A 24705-nucleotide genomic window follows, 5' to 3' on the forward strand; every position below is an offset into this window, starting at 1 on the left:
GCACAACTAAGCTGTTAAGTACTTAAATTACTAGGTGCACGCAAAATACTATTTTAACTTTGCAATGGCTATGCCACACAGACGGTTATTTAAAGGTCACAAAAAAGTGTGAAAGGAAGGAATAAAAACTAAAAAGGGTTAGCGCTATGCTAACCCTATAAAATAAATAAATTAAAAAACTGAAATTACTCAGCGTCTACAATGATACGAAGCATACGACGAAGGGGTTCTGCTGCGCCCCATAGAAGCTGATCACCCACGGTGAAAGCACTAATATATTTAGGCCCCATTGCAAGTTTACGAATACGCCCAACAGGGATGCTTAATGTGCCCGTTACTTTAACCGGTGTTAAATCGGTGGATGTAATGTCACGCTCGTTAGGAATAACTTTAACCCATTCGTTGTGCGAAGCTAATATTTCTTCTATTTTTTCAACGCTAATGTCTTCGCGTAATTTAATGGTCATTGCTTGGCTATGACAACGCATAGCACCAATGCGAACACATAAACCATCAATAGGGACAGGCTGATGGGTAGAACCTAAAATTTTGTTAGCTTCAACTTGTGCCTTCCACTCTTCTTTAGACTGACCACTTGGCATTGGCACATCAATCCATGGGATCAAGCTACCGGCTAATGGCACGCCAAATTGATCTTGTGGTAAGTCACTTGAAGCCATTTTTTCACTAACTATTTTATCAATTTCTAAAATAGCTGAACTTGGGTTATTTAATTGCTCGGCAACACTTGAATGAATAGAACCCATTTGTGCAATCAGCTCTTTCATGTTGCGTGCGCCCGCCCCCGAAGCCGCTTGGTAAGTCATTGGGCTAACCCATTCAATAAGGTCTTGCTCAAACAACCCACCTAAAGCAAGTAGCATTAACGATACCGTACAGTTACCGCCAACAAAGGTTTTAACGCCTTGCGCTAAGCCTTGAGTAATTACATCTTTATTTACAGGGTCGAGTACAATAATGCTGTCGTCGCTCATACGAAGTGCAGAAGCTGCATCTATCCAGTAACCATTCCAGCCCGACTCACGAAGTTTTGGGTAAACCGCTTTGGTATAACCGCCCCCTTGACAGGTAACTATAATGTCCATCTTTGCAAGTTCAGATACATTACTAGCATCAAGTAGCGGTTTTGCGTCACCGGATAAATCAGGACCAAGTTGACCGGCTTGTGAGGTGGTAAAAAAAGTGGTGTCTATGTTGGCAAAATCATTTTGCTTTTTCATACGCTCTAATAACACAGAGCCAACCATGCCACGCCAACCGACTAAACCTACTTTTTTCATTGTTTTTCCCACTGTTTTGTTCATAAAAAATGCCTTAATACATTAAAAATTAAATTCATTGCGTGAGATCTAATTTTCAAGTTAACAAACTAACACTGCTAGACGGCTAAAACTAGTGAATAAAATAGAACTTAAATATTTTTCATGCATCAATAAGGTATAAAAAAGCCCTGTATAAAATACAGGGCTATAAAGAACATAAATAAACTATGTTTGAATCAATAAAGCTAAAAGTTAAAACTCGTAACTGTAGCTTAAGCTAAATTCGGTGCCAGTTTCTTGGCCCCAAAGTGTTAACCCTTCTTGCTCTATTTGCTTTTCTTGGCCTAAAATATTCTTCACTTTAAAATTAACCTTAGAGTTAAAGTTAGGAAAGTAAGAATAAACTAAATCAAGAGAATGGAACGACTTTTCTTCAGCATCTTCATTTCCACGCGTACCGGGTACGATAATACGCGGACCAAAAACGTTATAAATAACTGATGTTGAATGAAAACCATCACCTGAGTCGTAACCCATTTGTAAGTTAGCAACCCATTCAGAGTGGCCAACCAAACGGCGTTTATTATTAGTAACAATGTTTGATACAGTATCAGCCTCTAGCGCTTCTTTAAGCTGAGCTTCAAATAACGAATCGACATTATCTGAGTCATTTATACCTAAATTAACGCTTGAATCAGATAGCGTTACGTTACCCGACAAAAATGCAGACGACCAATCTTTATTAATAAAACCAAAGTCTGTTAAAAAGTCGACCTCAATACCTGAAAGTTTGCCCGATTGCGCATTCGCCGTAAGTAACTGCGGTGACGCACCACCAACACCTGCAAGCTCAACCATTTCAATTGGGTTTTCTATATCTTTATAGAATAAGGCAATCGATAGGTTGTTACCCGTTGGCATATACCATTCAAACCTAAAATCAACATTCGTTAATTCAGAGCTTTGTAAGCTAGGCGAACCACGAACCAAAAATTCAGTTAGCGGATCAACAAAGAACGAGGTACTTACATCACGCAAATCAGGACGGATTGTAGTTTCGCTCACGTTTAAACGAAACTGCATTTCTTCATCCATGATGTACGTAACAGCAAGCGATGGAAAAAAATTATTTTCGTTTATCGCAACGTCTTGAATTTCTTCAAGGGTATTTTCAAATAAATTGCTATGTGCCTGATACCCTACCGATACTTGCTTGAAATCTTCCCAGCGAGCACCGCCAGTAATACGCCACGTATTTTCAAAAAAGTAGTCAGCCATAAAGTAATAAGCATCTAACTTATGCGCTGCACTGTATTTGTCGCCGTCAGTTGTACCATCGTCAAAAATACCAGCGCCTGTGCTACTTGTATAAAAGGCGTCGTTTGATGTGTTTGCATCGGCAAAAATATCGCTAATGTTATTACCAAACGTAAACTCATCGCTTATACCACGGTGCGTTATGCCAAATTTAACATTGCTTGCATCTCGCGTTTTTTCTGAAAAATCTCCACCAATTTTTAGTTCAAGCTCGTAACCATCGCCATAAAAAGGTAACCCCATATTCCAACCAAACGTTTCTACGTCATCGTGAAGTACTTGGTATTCACGCGTAATATTGGTCGCAGCCACATCTTGAAGTTGCTCAGACTCAAATACGCCGTTATTAAAGTTTTGTTGAAAAACGACATCTAAGCCACCAGGTGCGTTTCGATTTGCGCGACTTAAACCACCATACCAATCAACAAATAAGTTATTTAAATCTGGAAAGTTATGCGTACCTTTTAGCTGAGAAGAAAACATTTCACGCTCTTCATAGCTGATATCAACACGACGAAGTTCAGTCTCACCTTCTTCGGTTTCATTGGCGTCGTAGTAGCTACGGTTACGAACACGATCGCTCATATCATGCAAAGCTATATTGGTTAACTCAAACTTATGATTTGAATTAAGTTCGTACCCTAAATTTAATGTACCGCTCCAACGAACATTTTGTTCAGTCGATGTACCATCGTAATATTGTGCAAAACATTTGTTCTCACAGCCCAAACTACCTAAGCTTGAACCACTTTGTTCTTGAACAACTTCCCACTCGTTGTCATAGGACACAGCACCAAGCACACCAAACGTACCTATTTCGCTTTCAAATCTATCGCCCACGGCAACAGAAAAGCTCATAGCTGGGTCAACATCTTCCTTGCTAATACCCACATTCCAATCAAGCGATTGAATCAGGTTTTTACGCTCATCTAGCGTAGAGTTTATATTACCTTCAAGGCCTACGTCGCTGGTAAGTGCATCAGTAAAAACACCTGATAAAGCTCGCGTACCATCATCGCGCCCCATCCAGTCATCATCACCACCTTCGTAAAAGTAACCCGTGTCACTATTTGATGTGTTGTACGCAGTACCTACTTGTACTTTAAATAAAAAGTCAGAAGGAATTGATTTAGTACGAATATTTACATTACCACCACCAAAGTGCGCTGGCATGTCGGGTGAAAAAGATTTTTGTACACTTAAGCTTTCGATTATTTCAGATGGAAATAAATCAAGAGGTACAACTGAGCGGGTAGGATCGGGACTTGGTACATACATGCTATTTAATTGTGTACTTGAGTAACGCTCACCTAAACCACGCACATATATAAATTTACCATCAACTAAGGTTAAGCCTGTAACACGGCGAAGAGCCGATGCTGCATCACCATCGCCGGTACGTGAAATTTGGTCGGCACCCATAATGTCAGCAACAAACGCCTGATTTTGGCGTTCTTGCAGTACTGCACCTGCGCTCCCTTTGAGTCGTTGCCCTACTGCAACCACTTCTTCTATTTCTTGCTCTTGAATATCGGCTTCTGCAGCAGCGGCAGTATTTACCGACCAACCAAATAGTGCAGCCAAAACGGCGCAATTTAATGTTGATAGGGCAAGTTTAGAGGGTTTATAAGAATTCATTTTTATACTCCGAAACAAAACAAGACATTAGCCGGGCTTTCGCCCGGCCTAAAGCGTTTAAGGTTAAAGACCTACTTTTACCCAACCCGCTGTCCAGTCTGTTTGTGCATCCATTGCACCAATGTAATCTACTTTATCAAAGTAACTATCTAAGCTAGACGAATCAAAACCAGCACCCAGTAATAATGACTCACTTGAAGGCATGTAACCGTTACTCGCTAGTGCAAGACTTGCAGCAGCTTGTACTGAGTTACCAGCTTGACCTAAGAACCAAGACTCAACATTGCCATCACCAATTGCTTGAGTACCAAAGTTGTTTGCTGTTTCACACGCAACCACTGAGTGAGTAATACTAAGTGAACCGTCTTCGGCACGTGGTGCTGAGTCTGAACCTACACGCAAACAGTTTGCGTAATCTGCGCCGCCGGTGACCACTACGTTTTTAAGTATGCCGGCAGTACCTGCACGTAAGCGAATACCGTTTACGCCTGCATCACCAATAATGGTTACATTAGAAATAGTAGGCATAGTAAGTGGTGATGCATCTGAATCAAATTCAGAGTTATCAGCTTCAATCGCGTTATCGCCCTCAGAGCCTGATTGCTTAATAAGTACGTATTGCGCTTTACCCGTCCAACCAAATGACCAATCTAGAGAATCGTCACCAATGTTTGTAAGCACTAAGTGGCTAATGTTTGCAGTACCACCGAAAAACTCTACGCCGTCGTCTAGGTTTTCATGAACGTGGATGTAATCTAGCTCTGTTTGGCTACCTACACCAGCCAGTGATATACCGTTAAGCTCATCACCGTTACCTAGCGTTTTGCCCGCTTGTTTTACAGCAACATACTTTAACGTACCTGAGTTATCTTCTGGGTCATTACCACCAAATTGGCCAGCATCACCTTCCGCAGATACACCACAATTTGCAAGTTCATCCGCAGTTGCTTCACCTTCTTGGTCGCCACAAGAGTTGGCCGGTGCGTTACCTAATAATACTAAGCCACCCCATTGACCAATTGTTGTTTCGCCACCCGTCACATCTTGAATAGACGTCATGGTAATTGGCTGCGTTGCTGTGCCTACCGCCTCAATTTTAGAACCACGACGAACAACTAAGAAGTCATCACCCGATTCACCAATTAATGTTGTACCAAACTGAACATACAATGTTGTGTTATCAGCGCGGTCATTACCCACAGCTGTACGTCCTTTTAAGATCCAATGCGCATCGTTTGTTAGTGTCACATCAGCGGTAAATACCACATCAGAATTTAACTGATAAACTGGCTTATCGGTAATAGCTGGGAAACTAGCAGACACATCTGTTGCAAGGCCTTGTTCTAATGCGTTTTGGATATCAGTTGGAAAGCTAGGTTTAATAGCAACGGTCCACCCTTCCATCCAGTTGTTATCGCCATCAAACGCACCAATGTAATCGGTTTTAGTGAAGAACGAATCAAGGTCAGAGGTATCAACACCTGCGCCTAGTAAAGGTGAACTAGACTTAGGTGTAAATCCATCTGTTGCTAAGCTTAAGCTTGCAGCGGTGAGTGTTTGGTTGCCCGTTTGGCCTTCAAACCACGATTGAACGTTGCCACCAGCAATCGCTTCGCTACCGAAGTTATTATCTTCATTACAGGCTACTACTGAGTTCTCAATAGAAAGCTCACCCGACTCTGCATTAGCTACCGAGTCAGAACCTACACGTAAACAGTTTGAATATCCATCCGGGCCAGTGATAACAACATTGCGAAGCACACCCGCTGTACCTGCACGTAAACGAACACCGTTAGTACCATCGGCACCTACAATAGTGACGTTAGAAATAAGTGGCTTAGTCAAAGGCGTTGCATTTGAATCAAACTCAGAGTTATCAGCTTCAATGGCGTTATCGCCCTCAACAGCACTTTGTTGAATGTAGATGTTTTGTGCACGACCTGTCCAACCAAACGACCAGTCAAATGCATCATCACCAATATCAGTCAGTACAATGTTACGTACATTAACGCTACCACCAAAGAACTCTACACCGTCATCTAGATTTTGATGAACCTGAATATATTCAACTTTAGTTTGTGAGCCCACGCCCGCAAACGAAATACCGTTTAGTTCATCACCATTACCTAGCGTTTTACCAGCATGTTTTACAACAATGTAACGAAGAACACCTGAGTTATCATCGCTGATATCACCACCAAACTGACCGGCATCACCTTCTGCCGATACACCACAGTTAGCGAGCTCTTCTGGTGTTGTTTCACCTTGCTGGTCGCCACATGAGTTAGCAGGTGCATTACCAAGTAATACTAAACCACCCCATTGACCAATATTTGTTTCGCCACCCGTTACATCTTGAATAGATGTCATGGTAATAGGCGCTGTTGCATTACCATTTGCGTTAATTTGCGAACCACGACGCACAACTAAAAAGTCATCACCTGTTTCACCAATTAGCGTAGTACCCGCTTGAACGTAAAGCGTTGTTTCATCTGCACGATCGTTACCTACCGCAGTTCGACCATTTAAAATCCAATGAGCATCGTTTGTAAGCGTTACATCGGCTGTAAATGTAGTATCTTCAGTTAATCGGTAAACAGGCTTATCGGTAATTTGTGGAAATTCACTTGATACATTAGTCGCTAAACCCTGCTCCAATGCATTTGAAATATCTGTTGGGAAGCCACCATTAATACCTACAGTCCATCCTTCCATCCAATTGGTTGTGCCATTAAATGCACCAATTTGTCCATTCGCAATAAGCGGTGAACCTGGAAGTGGTGTGTAACCATTATCGTCAAGCATTAAGTCTGCTGGAGTTAGTGTTTGGTTGCCGTCTTGCGCCTCAAACCACGATTTAACATCGCCGCCATTAATCGCTTCACTGCCAAAATTGTTAGCCGTTGTTTGACATGCAACAATTGAATTAGTAATAGTCAGTGTGCCGTCTTCTGCGCGAGGTACAGAGTCAGAGCCCACACGTAAACAATTTTCGTAAGTAGCGGGACCAGTTACGAATACATTGCTTAATGCGCCTGCAGTTCCTGCACGCAAGCGAATACCATTATTACCTTCTGCACCTACAATTGTTACATTAGATACTGTAGGCATAGTTAATGGTGTAGCGTTTGAATCAAACTCAGAGTTGTCAGCTTCAATTGCGTTATCACCCACGTTTGCAGCTTGCTGAATGTATACGTTTGTTGCAAAGCCTGTCCAACCGAACGACCAATCAAGTGAATCATCACCAATACTGGTTAATACAACATTACTTACATTAACTGTACCACCAAAAAACTCGATACCGTCATCAAGGTTTTCGTGTACTTGAATGTAATCAACTGTTGTAGCTGAACCGACACCAGCAAACGAAATACCGTTTAGCTCATCACCGTTACCTAATGTTTTACCCGCTTGCTTAACGATTAAATACTTTAATGTACCCGAATCATCGTCTGCAACATCGCCACCAAATTGACCTGCATCGCCTTCTGCAGACACACCACAGTTAGCAAGTTCATCTGCAGTTGCTTCACCTTCTTGGTCGCCACATGAATTGGCAGGTGCATTACCTAATAATACTAAACCACCCCATTGACCAATGGCTGTTTCGCCGCCTGTTACATCTTGAATTGAGGTCATTGTTATTGGCTGGCTTACAGTACCAACCGACTCAAGTTGTGAACCACGACGAACAACTAAAAAGTCATCCCCTGATTCACCAATAATTGTTGTACCTTGCTGAATGTATAGCTTTGCGTTATCTGCACGGTCATTACCTACCGCTGTACGACCATTTAAAATCCAATGTGCATCATTTGTAAATGTTGCATCAGTAGTGAACGTTGTATCTGCTGTTAGACGATATACTGGCTTGTCTGTAATTGCCGGAAATTCGCTAGAAACATCAGTAGCTAAACCTTGAACAAATGCGTTATCAATAGTGGTAGGAAAACCAGTTGTGCCGTTTTGTGAGTCATCGCGAGATGACGTTTCACCGCCTGTGTCTGAGCCGCCTTCAACAACGTTTGTTATTGTATCGCCTTCATTAATTGTTGTGTCGCCTTCAGATACTACTAAGTCACCACCACAACCCGCTAAAGATACTGCAGTTGCAATCAAACTAACTTTGAATAAGTCAGATAATTTCATTGTTCACTCCGTTAAAGTATTTAATTATTTTGTTAGCGCTTTATAAAAACTCAAGTCACTTTAAAGCACTGAGTAATGCGCTAAGGTCACTTGAGTTATCAGCAGGGCTTACCTTACGGGAGCTATATGACACTGGAGTTACACTTTAATAAACATAACATGACAAAACTATATTATTAAAATTCAACAACTTAATTGTAGAAACAATAAAAAAGCCGACTCAATTATTATTGAGTCGGCTTGCGTAGTGCGATTATGAAATAGGTATTACACACCAAAAATTTTGGCGTTTGGTTGTTTTAAATTTAAAGCAGCGCAGTTTTTAGGGTTTCTGCATGCACTTTTTCACGCTTTACATACTTGATCCACTGTTGTGCTAAACGTTGAGATTTTTTGTGTTTTTCAGCTTGTTCAAACGCTAATATAGACGCATCAAAATTTTGTAGGTTGTACTGCGCCATCCCTAAAGCAACAAATGCATTTGATTCAAAATCAAGGCCGCCTTTATCAAGGGCTTTACGAGCTGAATCAGCAGCATCGTCGTATTGCTCTATGTTTACGTAAACTTCAGCTAAACGTTGGTCATATTTACCATGCTCTGATAAATCAGCCGCCTTTACAAAATAAGTAATCGACTTTTCATCTTCTTTTGCTTGGATCATTGCTTCAGCGACAAACGCATAGTTTTTAGCTGATTGTTCGGCAATGCCTTTATCAATTGCTTTACTCATTACTTGTGCCGCTTTATATGCAAGCCCATTGTATAAATAAACTTGTGCAAGTTGGCGTAAATCAGCTCTAGAAGTTAAAAAACCTTGTTGGTATGCTGCCTCGATGATGGCTAATTGTTTTTTCTCTTGCCCGGTTTCACCATACATACCTGAAAGTTGTACCCAATACTCTGGTTTGGCGTAAAGTTTAACCATACGTTCAAGTACTTCAACAACCTTATTGGTTTGATTTAATGAGTAAAACATTGCGCGTTGCAGCACAAGCCAGTTTTCTTTTGGCGTTTTGCCTTCGTCATCACTTAATGAGATAACTTTCGTTATATAGTTAAGCCCTTGCTTATAGTCTTTTAATTGATAATACGTTTGGGCGCGAAGTAAGTAATACCCTTCAGGGATTGGCTGAGTGTTAATTTCATCCCAACTATCTAAAAACGCAATAACCTTGTCGTAATCACTGTTTGCCATAGCCAATTGCGCCAAGCTAAAAGTGGTACTTAAACGTAATGTTTCAGGGATACCCTCTTCTGCTACTACTTTTTCGAAAGAAGCAATCGCTTTTGGTAAGTCGTTCTGATTGTAGTAAATAAACCCATAAAAATTATGCATCATGGCTATTTCGTATGAGTTCATACTTGAAGAACGTTCATTAATGCTATCTAGCGCTTCAAGTCCCGCTTTAACATCTCCGTCGTCTGCCAGTTTTTGTGCACGCGCTAATTGGCTGTACACTTTTTCACGTAGTGCAGGTACGCGTTTAGTTTTTTGCTGCTGCGCCGCTTGCGCACTTATAATAGATACGCCAGGTAACAACGTTAGTGCACTCGGTGTAACAATACTCATGCCTATCGCAGTGGTACAAAGTAGTGTTACTTTTAAAAATTGAGCTGTAGTTAGTAATTTCATAATCGCCTCACAGACTTTAAAAATTGGCTGTTATCCGCCAATTTGAAAAGATATTTTGTTCTGAACACCCGCCACTTCAACAGCTTCACCATTGACAACACGAGGTTTGTATTTAAATTTAAGGGCTGCATCCATTGCAGCTCGGTCAAATAACGACTCAGGCTCAGCTTTTAATACTTGAGGGTCGCGAACTGTGCCTTGCTTTGTAACAGTAAATTCAACAATTACATACCCTTCAATGCCACGTGATAAAGCACGACGCGGATAAACCGGAGCAACTTTTACAATAGGTAAGTATTCGCCATCACTGGTTTCCAGTGCTAAGCCACCCGCCAAATTAACATCGGCATCAACATTTGCGCCAAAATCAAAATTATTGGCGTTGGCATTGGCATCACTACTTTGCATTTGTGGCGACTCCATGGGTGGTGGTGGCTCTTTTGGCGTAGGTGGCTTTTGTGGTTTACGCTCTTTCTTTTGAACACTTTCTTCTTTTTTCAAACGAACAAAATCAAGTACATTACCTTTTGCAGGCTCACTCATAGCCCCTTCGCCGCCGGTTATAAGCGCTTGCATGCCCAAAAACAGCATAAACGTGACTACACCGGCTACTATTAATGCTACTAAATAACGCATTACTTACCCTTACGCTTCTTGAGCCGCAATTGAAACATCAAACACACCTGCAGCGCGTGCGGCATCCATTACTTTAATTAACGTATCGGTAGTCGCTTTTTTATCAGCTTGAATTACAACACTACCTTGTGGGTTTTCAGCTTTTAAGCGTTCAATATTCGCTTGCACAGCGCGAACATCTATTTGGCGTTTGTTAATCCAAATTTCACCTTTGTCTGAAATAGCAACTAAAATGTTGGCTCTTTCTTTTTTAACCGCAGTTGCAGCTTCTGGGCGGTTAACGTCAATGCCTGCTTCTTTTACAAACGATGCCGTTACAATAAAGAAAATAAGCATAATAAATACAACATCTAACATAGGCGTCATGTTTATTTCTTCTGCTTCGTCTTCTTGCATTAAGTTACCTAAAGGGGCTCTCATTTTTTATTCTCCTAATATGAGCGGGATTTATTTTGCCGCCCATAAAATTTATCTAGTGATCTAGCAACATGCTGTCTTCAAGTAGTTCTACTTCGCGTTTGGCTTTACGTTGTAAGTAGGTTGAGGCAAATACCCCAGATAACGCCCCGACCATGCCCGCCATTGTCGGAATTGTCGCTTTAGATACGCCTGACGCCATTGAACGTGCACTCCCTGTACCTGTAATAGCCATTACATCAAACACTTCTATCATGCCCGTTACTGTGCCAAGTAAGCCCAGCAGCGGACATAAAGCCACCATTACATTTATAAGCGCAAGGTTTGCATTCAAGCGCATACTTGCTCGCGAAATCATAGCCTGTCGTATTTGTTCCGCGTTCCAGCTATTGCGTTCGGTACGCGTTGACCATGTGCCTTTAACGCTGCTTTTATATCCACGAAAACCATTAAAAAAATATATAAATCGCTCGAGTATCAATAACCACATCGCGAAGATTAACACTCCAATGACCAAGAGGACTTGGCCACCGGTGTCGAGAAAATCACGGATAGCATTGATTGAGTCAATCAATAGCACCATGGTTTATTCTCCCTTCTCGCTTCGCTCTGCAATAATACCTGCGCTTTGCTCTTGTAAAATAAGCAATAAGCCTTTTGAACGTGTATTTAGTAATGTATAAATAAACACAGTTGGGATTGCGACAACTAAGCCAAGTACGGTCGTAACTAGTGCCTGGGAAATACCACCAGCCATTAGTTTAGGGTCGCCCGTACCAAATAATGTAATAGCTTGGAATGTGTTGATCATGCCCGTGACGGTACCTAGTAAGCCAAGCAGGGGGGCTACCACTGAGATGATTTTAATCAACGTTAAGTTACGGGTAATTTTTGGCATTTCACGTAAAATTGCTTCACTTAATTTAAGCTCAAGCGTGTCGTACGCTACATTTGGGTAGTCGTCTTTTACTTTCATTACACGACCTAATGGGTTGTCGTCGCGAGCAACCGAATCCTTTAGCTGACGACGGATTTTTCCGCCAACAAGCAACAATGAAATAAAACGCTCAATAGCAATTAATAAAGCCAATAAGCCAACACCTAAAATAACATAACCAACTGCACCACCTTGGTGTACTTGTTCTGATGTATCAGGTGCTTGAACAAGTAAGCCTAAAATAGAACCGCCAGTTGGGTCTAATGCAAACGGTACAACACCGCTTTTGGCATTTTGTAAATCAGCAGCCGTAGAGGTATAACGAGATACTGGCTGACGAGTAAGCGCACTCAGTGTATTTGTCCCAGGGCTGTACTCTAAATATTGCCCCTCAGAAATTAAGTTAAACGCACCAACGCGTACAACTTCTTGCTCTGCTTTATTACCACCCTCTATAATAACGGTTGTATTAAAGCGACTTACTTTTCCTTGTTCAGTCATTTCACGTTGTAGCTCAAACCAAACTTTTTCAATATCTTCAATTGACGCTAGTTTAGACGTTGAACCCATTTTTTGAGCTAACTCATCCATAAAGTCACTACGACCCGGTAATTGAGCGGATACAACCGACGTTGCAAATTTATTGCTAGAGTCTCCAGCTACCTGCTGTAGAACACCAAATAATTCTTTAAGTGACCCCATACGTTTTGACAAGGTATCGGTTAAGTTAGCAAGTTTAACTTCATTTTCTTCAAATTGTGTTTCAAGTCGCTCTGATTCAACAAGCATTTGATTACGTTTAGCTTGTGTGTTTTTAAGCATTTGCACTTGTTCACTTTGACGAGACGCGAACTCTTGTTCACGTTGTTTGTTTTGCTCGCTTTGTGCAGACTTACCGCTCTCTAATGCTTTTAATAATGAATCTAGATCCATTGTTTCTGCCGCAGTGCTAACACCTGCAAAGCTAATGCTTGTTGCAAACAGCGCCACTTTTGTTATTTGAGTAAACAATTTCATTTTTAACCTCTTATTCTGCTGCATGTACTGGCAGAGTTAGCATGTCTGGGGCAAGTTGTTTACGCGCTATGCGTAAACCTTTATTTATTTGACTTATTGTTGAATCAGGTAAAGCTTCAAACGATTTGGTCTCTGTGTTGTAGCTACCAGCGTGTTTACCATCACGCGTTAGGTAAATCAGCTCTAATCGGCCAATGCGTAAAAAATCAACTTCACGATCTTTACCGTTTACATCTAGCAATGCAGTGTAAGCTTCAATAGTGCGCCCGTAATCGACCTCTACTTGGTAAGCTTCAAGTACACGACGAAATTTTTCACTAGACGTAATGTCGGCACGGTCCATCATGGCTTTAAGTGATGCTAAACGCTTTGCGCGTTCGTCTTGTAAAAAAGGAATGTCTAACGATACAAATTGCTCAAGACCGGTGATCATTCGCATCATAAGCGGGGTAATTTGGCGCTCAATAATAGAAACCTGATCCATTGATAGGTTAAGCGATTCCATTTCTTCAATCTGATTATTAAGTTGTTTAGTTAACTGCGCGTTATATACAGCTAAACCATCAATTTCTTTATTGAGTGTTTTAAACTGCTGTAAACGACCTTGCATTGAATCTGCAATCTTGTCTATTTTTGTTTGTGATTGCGCAGCTGATATATTTATTTCACTGCTTTTATCAATAACCTTGTCTAAATCGTTAGCGTGTACTGCTGCACTTGCGGCCACAATACCAGCTAAGATTAATGGTTTAACGCCTTTCATCGCATACACCTTTACTCGTTAATTAGCGGATTTGCTAGGTTGTATTTCAAACCAATAAACAGAGATTTATTGGCTTGAATAATTCAATGAAAGGAAGTTTATAGATAAAAGATGACAAGGATGTTGCGCAAAAAAGTCGCTTTTATGACAGCTGTCATAATTTGGTATTAAAGAGGTTTTGTAAATTAAAAATAAATAAACTAGTAGGCTGTTGAAGAGCGATTAATCAATAATGCTAGTAATTTTGTCATAGGTACTTTGCCAATCTGTGTAATTAACCGCAATGGGGTAGTAGCTGTTGTTATGAATTAACACTAAAGAAGGAAAGCCGTTAATAGGCAACGTTTTTATAAAATTAAGCTCGTCACTTAACTCATTATTTAATGATAATGACGCTAACTCATCTGCAAACGCAGTCTTTTCAAAACCGATTCCTTCAGCTAGTTCTACTAGCGTGATTTCATCTGATGGATTTTGCGCGTGTAAATAATATGCATGCTGTATTGCTTCTATCATTTGTGCTTCTTTATTGGTTTTACGCGCGATAAGAGCTGCTCTACAAGCCGGATAAGTAGAACGACGAGGCTCGCAATTACGCCAAAAGTCATAATTAAACTCTGTGCCTAACTGCTTCTGTATTTTATGCCACGTATCTTCAAGCATTGCTTTCATTGCTTTTGGCATGGGTTGCTGGCTATCGGGGGCTAAACCACCCACTTTATATTCAACAATAATCTTGTGCTCAAGCTGTTCTTTTAATTTTAGCCACGTAGGCGCATAGCCCCAACACCAGCTACACATTGGATCGTGTATATAAATTAACTTACTTTGAAACATAACAACTCCTAAGTAAAAGCTGAGACAACTTTATTTCGACCCGTTTCCTTTGCTTTATAAAGGCATCGATCGGCTTGTTTTAGCGCATCATTGTAGTCTGTTAGCTTATTAACTTGTGCTACACCTATGCTGCAGGTAAGTGCTACGTTTTTGCTGTCAACATTCAAAAGCGTTGTATTGGCGACACTTTCTCTAAAACTATTAGCAACTTTTTCAGCGGTTTCGATTGTTTCTTTAGGTAATATCACCACAAACTCTTCCCCACCATAACGCGCTTTTATTGAATCACGGCTAAATTGTGACTCTAACATTTTAGTAAATTCAATTAATACCGTATCACCACTGTCATGGCCATAGTTATCATTAATAGATTTAAAATGGTCTAAGTCCAAAAGTAAAATTGAGAACGGTAAATAATTATCGGGATTATCGCTAACCAGTTTAAAAAAATGAGATGTAACAAAGCGTCTGTTAGCAGCTCCTGTTAACTGATCGGTATACGCATCCTTTTTTTGTGCCAATGTGATTTCAGCAATAGACGCGTGACTTTTTTGCCTAAAAAATTCACCAATAAACGAAAACGTAAATACCAAACTAAACGAAGCCATAAAGCGTGATTTTTCAACAATGCCGTAATCGACTTGTCCAAAATTAGGACCATATAAAAGCGCTATACAGCAAAGGATCAGACTAAAACTTAGCCAAAACCCCAATCTTACTCCTAACGTTGCAAAAGTAACAACTGGGTAAAACATAAGCCAGTAAAGCGCCGTGTTTTCTTTCCCTCCCGTATATATCAGCGCAATACACATAATAAATATGATCGACATGGTCGTTATAGATACAACCTCTAGTTTACCTGTTTTAAAAAAGTAAACGGTACAGGCAATAATCGTCATATTAGCAACGAGCAAAGCGACACTGAGAATAGGTGAATACACATCATAATTAGCTAAAAGTAAAAAAACTAACACAACAATTGCGAAGGCTATCATTGCAAATAACGAAAATGCTTGACGCTGCCTGTCAGAATTGTAAACGCTATCTATGTTAATTAAATTGCGCCAGCTCGACTTACTCAAGGTTTCCTTTTCCATATTTATACTTTGAACTTTTTAACCATTTGTTCTAAATCACCGAATTGTTGCCTCAGTTTTGTGCATTCGTTTAGCGTATTATTTAGGTTGGTTTTACTTTGAATCGACAACTCGCTAATGGTTTGTATATCCGCATCAAGTGATTTAACAACTTGATTTTGCTCTTCTGTAGCGCCTGCAACAACATGATTGGCAGCGCTTATTTGTTTTATATCTTCTATTACTTGCTGCATTAATTCACCAACAGCATCCGCTTCTGACACGCTTTTTTCGCTGCCTTGCAAGCTTGTTTTCATTAACTCAACCGCCAAAGTTGACCCTTTTTGCAATTCTATAACTGTTTCTTCTATCTCTTGTGTTGATTCTTTGGTGCGATGAGCTAATTGTCGAACTTCATCTGCCACTACTGCAAAACCTCGACCTGCTTCACCTGCGCGAGCTGCTTCAATAGCCGCATTCAATGCAAGTAAGTTGGTTTGTTCACTCACGCCTTTAATCACTTCTAAAACATTACCAATGCTTTCTGTATGTGCATTTAAGCTATTAATAGTTTGTTGAGCTTGCTCTATATTGGCAGACAGTTCGTGAATCCCAGCAACGTTGTTACTTAATATTTCTTGATTTTTTGTCGAGTGTTGATTTGCATCTTTTGCAAGTGTTGATGCGTCAGACGCACTATTGAATATATCTGATGTCATCCCTGTAAATTGATTAATTGCAGCTGCAACGCTATCAGTACGCATACTTTGATCGTCATACATAGCAAGTGATGAATGCGTTTGCGTTAGAAGGCTTGCTATAACACCATCAAGAAGGACAGTTGTATCTTTAACTTGCCCTATTGAAGATTGAATTTTTTCGATAAACACATTAAATGAATGACTTAACTCACCAAACTCATCGTCATTTTCTATTTCTAAACGACGTGTTAAATCGCCCTCTCCTTGAGAAATATCTTTAATAGCATCATTTAACCGATTCATTGGGCGCATTAAGTAACGAAGCAAAAATTGCATTAAAATTACAATGACTATCGTACCTACAATTAAATATATAAATGCTGTTTTACCAAAACTGGATACACTCTCAAATGCTTTTTGTTGATCTATAACAACCCCTAAATACCAATTTACATTTTCGATTCCACTGATTTTATTAAACGAAACCAATTTAGTTTCGCCTGCAATTTTATATTCAACAAACTCGCTACTCAGAGGTGGCTTAGTGCCAAAAAGCGCTGAAATATTTTTTAAATTAAAGCTGCTTTGCTGGTGGCTTAATATTTGACCGTTGTCATCGAGCAAAAAGCCGTAGCCTAACCCTAAAAAGTCAATGTCGTTAATAATGTCTGTGACCGTTTGCATGTCTATATCAGCGCCTGCAACCCCAACAAAGCGATCATTGTGGTTTATAGGCACAACGGCAGATATAGTTAGCTCATTGGTTGTTACGTCTATATAAGGAGTTGTAAAAGCGGTGTTGGTTTTATTTTCAACCAATTTATACCAGGGGCGCGACGTCGCATCAAAATCAGGAGGTAAAACTACTGTTTGGTCGTTTAAAATAAAATTACCGTTTGATTGGCCTATATAAGTATTTTTAAAGTCACCTGCTAATTCAGCCGTATTTAATTGAGAAAGCGTCAATGTGTTTGAATCAGATGGTTTGTGCGTTTGGGCAAACGCATTGACGATTGATAGTTTGGCATTTAGCCAGCTTGCAATGTTTTGCGACACTGACTCTGAGTTTTGTTGAAGCACCAAAGCAAGTTGCGTTTGTGTTTGGTTTTTTAAAGTGGTGTAGTTATTTACGGTAAATAAGCCTAACACCAAAACAAGTACTACTGACGCTGCTATTGTAACTTTTGTTGTGAACTTAAGTGCCCCAAACATAAATGCCCTTTATTTTTTAATTTTTAGCAGTTTAGTTTTAGCAAATATTGGGAGGATTGTCTTAGCAATTTTCGCTTTTTACGAAAATACCACTTAAAAACAATAAAAAAGGATTAGGTAAATTTGATTGTAAATTTTAAGTAATTAATTTTACATATTTATTTTTAGATAAGAACTCATTTTGGAATGTTCCAGTTAAAATGAGGGTTAATAATGACTGAATACGTATTCAGTCATTATTATACAGCCTGCTCTTTACCACTTTTTAGCTAAACGAACGACATTTAAACCATACCAAGCGATGAATACATAACATAGCATAGGAACAAAAAAGCTATCTTGAATGTTCACAGTATCAGCAATATATCCTTGTAATAATGGAACCAAAGCTCCACCTACGATAGCCAAGCATAACCAACCAGAGCCTTTACTTGTTAGCGCGCCTAATTTTTCAATTGCGACAGAAAAAATAGTCGGAAACATAATTGAATTAAATAGACCAATTGCCAGTACTGAATATAAAGCCACGTCACCTTGTGTAAAGATAGTGATTAATAACAGAGCAATAACACTTATCGCATTAAAAGCAATAGCCTTAGAGGGCGCAATTTTTTGTAATAAAGCAGAGCCAATAAAACGCCCTACCATAGCGCCACCCCAGTAATAACTAATTAGTGCAGCGGCTGCATGCTCTTCAAGCCCGGCAATGTGTGCTTCACCAAAATAGTTAACTAAAAAACTACCGATGGCCACTTCGCCACCTACATAACAAAAAATAGCAATAACCCCCATGGTTAAATGCGGTGCTTGCATTAATGAGCGCGTTTCGGTATCAGTGCTGTCTTCTTTGTGGGCTTCTATTTCTGGTAACTTAATAAATGCAAACATAATAGCAATAAGTAAAAGTGCCGCAGCTAGCATTAGGTAAAGTGCTTTTACTGATTCTGCAGATGCAGCAGATGCTGCTAATGTGCCTGCCGTTCCGAAAAATAGAATCCCTCCTACATAAGGCCCTACTGTAGTGCCCAGTGCATTAAGCGCTTGTGCTAAATTTAATCGTGAAGAGGCGGTTTTGTCAGGACCAAGAGCCGCTACGTATGGGTTGGCAGACACCTGTAACACCGTTATACCTGCAGCAAGTACAAACAATGCGCCTAAAAACAACCAATATTCATGAACCACTACGGCAGGGTAAAAAAGCATACAACCAATAGAGGCAACAATGAGCCCCGTTAATATTCCTTTTTTATAGCCTAGTTGTTTAACTAAAATACCAGCAGGGATAGATACAATGAAATAGGCACCAAAAAAGCAAAACTGCACCAGCATTGCTTCAAAATATGTGAGATCAAATACACCTTTTAATCTAGGAATAAGCACGTCGTTTAAAACGGTTATAAATCCCCATAAAAAGAATAAGGTAGTCATGGCAGTCAAAGGAAACAGATAATTATTTTTTTGCTGTTCATTCACGCCATAGGGTTGATTAGTGTTCAGTGTGCTCATTTTTATTTTCACTCCATTAACAAGTTAAACTGATTCTACATTGTTAATAAGTTTTTTTACCACACCAAATTAAGAACGTTCCAATTCAATTCAAACTTGTGCTCGGACACTCAGCTGAAATTACATCAATTAATCGCTTAGTTTCGCCGCTATTATTAAAGTGATATAAAGCCTGGTTTATATCTTCAAGAACTTCACGCCAATTAGGTGTTTGCTTACTAATGGCAAAATACAATGGGTTATAACGAAGTGGCTTGCCATCTTGCTCTATAAAATCAAGCAACTTTGATTTAGCATTGTCATTCAATGTTGAGTATTTGACTGAATGCGCCAATACAACTGGATCGCCAATAATAAGATCCACACGTTCTGCAGCGAGTAGCTGTACTAGTTGTAGGTCATCTACAGCACCTATAACACTAAATTCATTGTTATCCATCATTGCATCAAACTCAGGGGTATTTTGATACCCTCTAACAACGCCAATTTTTGCACCTTTTAACGAATTTAAGTTGCCTGTAAAAATACCCGGTGAGTTTTTACGTTTTAAAAAAGCAATATTCCCACCTTTAAATGTATTTGAAATACCTAATAACTCTCGTCTGGTTTTGTTTTCAACAAAGTCAGAAGGGGCTGTGTCTTCTATAAAATATTCAGGCATTAAAATATCGGCTTTCCCTATTTCGACATTTCGTACAGCTCTCGCCCAAGGTAAAAACTCGATATAAACGTCATAACCTCGGCTATTTAGTAAAGCAACAGCAAAATGATAAACCCAACCTTTATTGCAAAGGCTATCGCTTATGTAAGGCGGCCAGTTCAAAGTAGCAATATGCAAAGTACGCTTATTGTTAGGTGATTTATATAATACTCCTGACTTATAACGCTGACCCTCAACAGTGGTAAGTGTGCTTTTGTTAAGATAACTCATTGATGTGCTTGCAGCACTAAAACAACTAACTAACGCTAATAAAATAATAACAATATACATATTAAAATTATCAAAAATTTATTTAGTTAAGTGTAGTTCACATACTAGCAGTGAAATAAAATTTAATTAAAATGACTCTAAGTAAGCGTTAAAAGGGGAATTTATACAAAGTTTAAACGCCAATTAATAAGGTTTATTGGCGTTTAAAGGAAGGTATTAAGCTGGCTTTACCCATTTCATTTTGTTGTTGGTATCGCGCGAGCTTATTATGGTGTCATCACTACTTTTAACGCCACCTAATTTAGCAAGCCTATCATAAAGCACGACATTACAGGTTGCTGCAAGGTTCATACAGCCAATGGTCGGTATATACACGACTTCGTCGCACCACTTTAGTACGTCTTTTGAAACTGAGCCATCTTCAGGGCCAAATACATAAAATGCATTTTCTGGGTGCTCAAACTCGGGTAAAGGGGTCGCCCCCTCAATGAGCTCAATAACAACGACAGTAGCTCCTTGCGGTTTACATTGTTCCAAACAATCCGTAGGTGTTAATGGAATACGCTCAACCACATTTTTAGTGTCGGTATGAAACTTTTTTGCGTTAAGATAACGATTACCCGTAAAGTAAACCTGATTTGCATCGTAACACCCTGCAGCTCGCAAAACGCCGCCAACGTTGGTGGGACTTTTTGGGTTTATTAAGCCAATACTTGCTTGTAACTTACTCATTAATCGCAATCCTTTGTTGGCCATTCTGCAATATATAAATCAAAGTCATCTAATTTTACATCACAGTCTTTCACTGTTTTGTCTTTCACTGAAATACCGAGTTCGTGCATGTGACTTTTATCGCCGTTATTCACTAGCGGATGCCACGATGCAAGGCCTCGTCCTTCGTGTAAACGTCGGTAACTGCAGCTTTGCGGCATAAAAAATATATCTTTAAGGTTTTCTTTAGTAAGTTTTACACAAGAGGGCACCAAAGTTTGTCGGTTTTCGTATTCACTACACCCACAGGTATTGTTATTAAGATACTGGCAAACAATATTAGTGAAAATAAGCTGCTCACCTTCACGTAGCTGATCGGTTGGGGCAAAATCATCTTCGTCTTCACTATCTATAAATGTATTTAAACAACACTTACCACAGCCATCACAAATAGCTTCCCATTCACTTTGGCTCATTTCGCTCAGGCTTTTTTTAAGCCAAAATTGTGTATTTGCTAACTGTTGATCAAACATAGTTTACTCACGCCCCTTTTAGAGCGCGCATTCTACCGCAATGCATTAAATGGCGCAAAGCCAATACCTTAAAACGATACTCGCTTTGCGCGTAGTTTATTGCTGCGACTGCACCCAACGTTTAATTTTTTTCTCTAAAATAGGCATTGGTAATGCGCCATCTATTAATATTTGCGTGTGGAACGCCTTAATGTCAAACCGGTTTCCTAACTCTTTTTTACAATAATCGCGAAGTTCTTTAATTTTAAACTCCCCTAATTTGTATGAGAGAGCTTGCCCGGGCCACGCAATATAACGCTCAACCTCTGCAACAACATCACTTTTAGCCATTGAAGAGTTGGCAAGCATATATTGTATACCTTGCTCGCGTGTCCATCCTTTTGCATGAAAACCGGTGTCAAGTACTAAGCGCATAGCTCGTAATTGCTCGTCGGCTAAACGCCCGTACCACATATACGGGTCGGTAAATAAACCAAGCTCTTTTCCTAAGCTTTCAGCGTAAAGCGCCCACCCTTCAGCAAAAACCGTATACCCTCCAAATTTACGAAAATCAGGTAAGCCGTCAATTTCTTGTTGAAGAGCAATTTGAAAGTGATGACCCGGCGCCGCTTCATGAATGGAGAGTGTTTCAAGCAAAAACTTAGGCTGTGCTTTTAAATTAAATGTATTAATATAAAAAATACCTGGGCGAGAACCGTCTGGGGCTGGAGCAGCATAAGAAGCACCTGCCGCAGATTGCGCACGGTACGCTTCAACTGGTTTAACAACGTAAGGGGCTTTAGGCGCAACATCAAATAACAGCGGTACTTTAGCATCTATTTTTTTCTTAACGTTTTCGTACGCTTCAACAAGCTCTTCAGCGGTATTAAAGTAAAACTCATCAGAATCACGTAAATGAGTAAAAAATGCAGGTAAATCGCCATCAAAGCCGACTGTTTGTTTGACCTGTTTCATTTCACTTAAAATACGAGATACTTCACTTAAACCTATATCATGAATTTCATCGGCAGACAGTCTAAGTGTTGTGTTTTTCTTTATTTGATATTCGTACCAAGCTTTACCATTGGTAAAATCGCTGTAGCCTACTGAAGCACGACTATTAGGAATATAGTCATTAATTAAAAATGTGTGCATGCTTTGATAAGCTGGGACTAATTGCGTCATGATCAAATCACGGTATTGGGCTGTTATTTCTTGTTTTTGCTCTGCTGTAAACGAGTCTGGTAAATTGTTGATAGGCCCCCAAAACAGTGAGTCTTCAGCCTTATTGACAACATGCGCACTAAATTGTGGCGCTAATTTTTTGGCAAGTGGAGAAGGTAAAACAATATTTTGTTTTATACCTTCAGCCATAGAAAGCTCAACACTTTTAAGCCACTTAACAAACCCACCACTACGTTTTATGAAATTAGCGTAATCGTTCATAGTTTTGAAAGGTTGTGCACTTTGACCCGAGCCAAAGCCCGCAAAAATATTATGCGCACCCGACATTTGATTTATTGGCAAAAGATAACTAGGAAACTGCATTCCTTCTAAATTAAGTGCTAAGTCGCGCTTTAAAATTTCATAACTTAATAGCGCTTGCCCTGTTAACTGCTCGGAATCAATGTAGCCAAGGCGTTGTTGATACTTTTTATAAAAAGCCGCTTTCTTATCACGGTTTAAAACTGAGATCTCAGGCGTGAATACATCATTAAATTCATTTTTTCCGCTGTATGTAGCACGAATTGGTGCAAACGTGAGTGACTCTTCATAATATTGGTTAACTAGCACATCAAGTTGTTGCTTAGAAGATAGCTCTGACACCACAGCATTTATAGATGAAGAAACCGGTTTACTATTGCTTTGTTGAGGCGCAGTATTGCTACACCCCGTTAAAGCACCTATCACTGATGTAGCCACAAGTGCTAATTTTAATAATTTCATGTTAATCCTTTTAAAAAATACAAGCCGATTATGAGCTTTAAATTAAGCTAAATAAAGTAGTAACTTAGTCGTTATTTTATTGCACTTTTACTTAAGCTTGGTAAAGTCAAAACAACTTTAATGTCATATAAAAGAATTAAAAAATGAAAAAGCACTTGTTATCAGCCTCAGTCGCAATATTAAGTTTGAGTAGTTTACCCACCCAAGCAGTCACCTACATTTCTGCAAAGTCCATGTTAGATGTAGAAAATGGCACACTTATTCAATCCCCTCTTATTACTGTTGATAACGGCGTGATCACCTCGATAGAACGCAACAAAAAGCCGCAACTTGGCAAAAGTGATGAACATATAAATCTACCGCAGTTAACATTAGTGCCTGGCTTAATGGATATGCATGTGCATTTAACAAGTGATCCTACTGTTTCACGTAGTGAGCGGTTAGGTCAGTCAATCCCACGCATGGCCGTTAAATCGGCCTATTTTGCTAAAAAAACGCTCGAAGCCGGTTTTACCACTGTGAGAAATGTTGGCGCAGATGGTTATAGTGTTATTGCGGTGCGTGACGGTATTAATGCAGGTGATATTATAGGCCCAAGAATTTGGGCTGCAGGTCCATCTCTTGGTATAACAGGCGGGCATTGTGACAATAACCGCTTACCGCCTGAGTTAAAATATACCTCAACCGGCGTAGCCGATGGGCCATGGGCCGTAAGGACAAAAGTGCGTGAAAATATAAAGTATGGAGCCAATGCTATAAAGTTTTGCGCAACAGGCGGTGTATTTTCAAAGGGCACAAAAGTAGGAGTACAACAATACTCACTTGAAGAAATGAAGGCCATTGTTGAAGAAGCACACATGCGCGACCTTCCTGTTGCTGCTCATGCACATGGTACAAGTGGGATTAAAACAGCCATTATTGCAGGCGTTGACAGCGTAGAACACGCAAGCTTTTTAGACGATGAAGCCATTGCCTTGGCTAAAAAGCATGGGACTTGGCTTTCAATGGACATATACAACACAGAATATACATTAAGCTTTGGCGAACAAAATGGTGTAGACGAAGAAAACTTAAATAAAGAACGTCAAGTTTCAAAAAAACAAAGAGATAGCTTTAGCAGAGCAGTTAAAGCCGGTGTAAATATGGTCTTTGGAACCGATGCGGCCATCTACCCACATGGTGATAATGCAAAGCAATTTTCACGCATGGTTGAATTTGGCATGACTGAACTGCAAGCCATTCAATCAGCAACTATAAACAGTGCTAAGCTTTTAAAAATGCAAAATACGCTCGGGCAAATAAAAACCGGATTTGCTGCAGATATTATTGCAGTAGAGGGAAACCCATTAAAAAACATTTCTACATTAGAGCAAATTCCTTTCGTTATGAAAGCGGGTATTGTTTATAAAGCTGAAAAATAAAAATTTCGTTCTAAATAAGGGCTAACTTTATAGTGTTAGCCTTTACATTTAACGTTA

At 39.8% G+C, this 24705-nt stretch carries 18 protein-coding genes; 1 reads left to right on the forward strand and 17 read right to left on the reverse strand.

The window, feature by feature from the left end; all coding sequences use genetic code 11:
* Positions 1-185: 185 nt before the first annotated feature.
* From asd to AC27I2_RS07955, 17 genes are all read right to left on the reverse strand, one after another.
* A complete protein-coding gene (asd, locus tag AC27I2_RS07875; protein WP_219422240.1) occupies positions 186-1325 on the reverse strand; it encodes an aspartate-semialdehyde dehydrogenase in 1140 nt (379 codons plus the stop codon).
* A gap of 210 nt (positions 1326-1535) precedes the next feature.
* Positions 1536-4238, reverse strand: coding sequence for a TonB-dependent receptor domain-containing protein (locus AC27I2_RS07880; protein ID WP_219422239.1), 2703 nt, complete (start codon positions 4236-4238; stop codon positions 1536-1538).
* 63 nt (positions 4239-4301) lie between these two features.
* The gene (locus AC27I2_RS07885; RefSeq protein WP_487203924.1) at positions 4302-8390 is read right to left on the reverse strand and encodes a hypothetical protein; all 4089 of its coding nucleotides are present in this window, start codon (positions 8388-8390) and stop codon (positions 4302-4304) included.
* A 305-nt stretch (positions 8391-8695) separates the two neighbouring features.
* Positions 8696-10024, reverse strand: coding sequence for a CDC27 family protein (locus tag AC27I2_RS07890; RefSeq protein WP_487203925.1), 1329 nt, complete (start codon positions 10022-10024; stop codon positions 8696-8698).
* A 30-nt stretch (positions 10025-10054) separates the two neighbouring features.
* On the reverse strand, positions 10055-10660 hold the full coding sequence (locus AC27I2_RS07895; RefSeq protein ID WP_138528199.1) for an energy transducer TonB: 606 nt from the start codon (positions 10658-10660) through the stop codon (positions 10055-10057).
* Between the two features lie 9 nt (positions 10661-10669).
* On the reverse strand, positions 10670-11080 hold the full coding sequence (locus AC27I2_RS07900; protein WP_006793481.1) for an ExbD/TolR family protein: 411 nt from the start codon (positions 11078-11080) through the stop codon (positions 10670-10672).
* 52 nt (positions 11081-11132) lie between these two features.
* Positions 11133-11660, reverse strand: coding sequence for a MotA/TolQ/ExbB proton channel family protein (locus tag AC27I2_RS07905; protein WP_138528197.1), 528 nt, complete (start codon positions 11658-11660; stop codon positions 11133-11135).
* Between the two features lie 3 nt (positions 11661-11663).
* A complete protein-coding gene (locus AC27I2_RS07910) occupies positions 11664-13031 on the reverse strand; it encodes a MotA/TolQ/ExbB proton channel family protein (RefSeq protein ID WP_058405316.1) in 1368 nt (455 codons plus the stop codon).
* 10 nt (positions 13032-13041) lie between these two features.
* Complete coding sequence (locus AC27I2_RS07915) at positions 13042-13794, reverse strand: DUF3450 domain-containing protein (protein ID WP_138528195.1); 753 nt, start codon at positions 13792-13794, stop codon at positions 13042-13044.
* A 222-nt stretch (positions 13795-14016) separates the two neighbouring features.
* Positions 14017-14631 (reverse strand): DsbA family protein, encoded by a 615-nt coding sequence (locus tag AC27I2_RS07920; RefSeq protein ID WP_487203926.1) that lies wholly within the window; start codon positions 14629-14631, stop codon positions 14017-14019.
* Between the two features lie 8 nt (positions 14632-14639).
* The gene (locus AC27I2_RS07925) at positions 14640-15728 is read right to left on the reverse strand and encodes a GGDEF domain-containing protein (protein ID WP_487203927.1); all 1089 of its coding nucleotides are present in this window, start codon (positions 15726-15728) and stop codon (positions 14640-14642) included.
* 2 nt (positions 15729-15730) lie between these two features.
* Positions 15731-17620 carry a methyl-accepting chemotaxis protein gene (locus AC27I2_RS07930; protein WP_058405312.1) on the reverse strand — a complete coding sequence of 630 codons (1890 nt, stop codon included), beginning with the start codon at positions 17618-17620 and terminating at the stop codon, positions 15731-15733.
* Between the two features lie 255 nt (positions 17621-17875).
* The gene (locus AC27I2_RS07935) at positions 17876-19126 is read right to left on the reverse strand and encodes a sugar MFS transporter (protein ID WP_487203928.1); all 1251 of its coding nucleotides are present in this window, start codon (positions 19124-19126) and stop codon (positions 17876-17878) included.
* A gap of 85 nt (positions 19127-19211) precedes the next feature.
* Positions 19212-20117 (reverse strand): substrate-binding periplasmic protein, encoded by a 906-nt coding sequence (locus AC27I2_RS07940; protein ID WP_487203929.1) that lies wholly within the window; start codon positions 20115-20117, stop codon positions 19212-19214.
* 156 nt (positions 20118-20273) lie between these two features.
* Positions 20274-20789 carry an RNA methyltransferase gene (locus AC27I2_RS07945; RefSeq protein WP_058405309.1) on the reverse strand — a complete coding sequence of 172 codons (516 nt, stop codon included), beginning with the start codon at positions 20787-20789 and terminating at the stop codon, positions 20274-20276.
* Positions 20789-21301 (reverse strand): YcgN family cysteine cluster protein, encoded by a 513-nt coding sequence (locus tag AC27I2_RS07950; RefSeq protein ID WP_058405308.1) that lies wholly within the window; start codon positions 21299-21301, stop codon positions 20789-20791. Before AC27I2_RS07950 ends, AC27I2_RS07945 begins: the two co-directional genes overlap by 1 nt.
* Before the next feature lie 96 nt (positions 21302-21397).
* Complete coding sequence (locus AC27I2_RS07955; protein ID WP_487203930.1) at positions 21398-23227, reverse strand: DUF885 domain-containing protein; 1830 nt, start codon at positions 23225-23227, stop codon at positions 21398-21400.
* 143 nt (positions 23228-23370) lie between these two features.
* Here AC27I2_RS07955 and AC27I2_RS07960 point away from each other — a divergent pair, with 143 nt between their 5' ends.
* On the forward strand, positions 23371-24648 hold the full coding sequence (locus tag AC27I2_RS07960; RefSeq protein WP_058405306.1) for a Xaa-Pro dipeptidase: 1278 nt from the start codon (positions 23371-23373) through the stop codon (positions 24646-24648).
* The last annotated feature ends 57 nt before the right edge of the window (positions 24649-24705 follow it).

Source organism: Pseudoalteromonas sp. NH0006-46 (assembly GCF_057547735.1).